The organism is Chromobacterium alticapitis, assembly GCF_002924365.1.
Taxonomy (GTDB): domain Bacteria; phylum Pseudomonadota; class Gammaproteobacteria; order Burkholderiales; family Chromobacteriaceae; genus Chromobacterium; species Chromobacterium alticapitis.
Genome location: NZ_PQWB01000136.1, coordinates 1 through 227 on the forward strand (window position 1 = coordinate 1; position 227 = coordinate 227).

A 227-nucleotide genomic window follows, 5' to 3' on the forward strand; every position below is an offset into this window, starting at 1 on the left:
TTGGCCTCGGCCTGGCAGTGTGGGCAAGCCGTCAGGTCGGGCAAGGCGTCCTGAACGGCGTCATGGTGAGTGGGGTGCTTGAGAGCGGAGGACAACAGACTCCGCTGTTTGAGGGTGAGTTGATCCAGCTGGGCAAGAAAACGCTGAAAACTTTGGGCATCCATGGCGTTGCTCCCGGTCTGCTACCGTATTCAGCATAGCTCCCAACACGGAATTGGGACATAGCC

The 227-nt window shown here is 58.6% G+C and carries 1 protein-coding gene; it reads left to right on the forward strand.

Going from position 1 to position 227, the window contains the following annotated elements; all coding sequences use genetic code 11:
• Positions 1-200, forward strand: a 200-nt coding sequence (locus tag C2I19_RS22655; protein ID WP_233201287.1) for an FHA domain-containing protein, incomplete at its 5' end; no start/stop codon positions are given.
• Positions 201-227 lie beyond the last annotated feature (27 nt).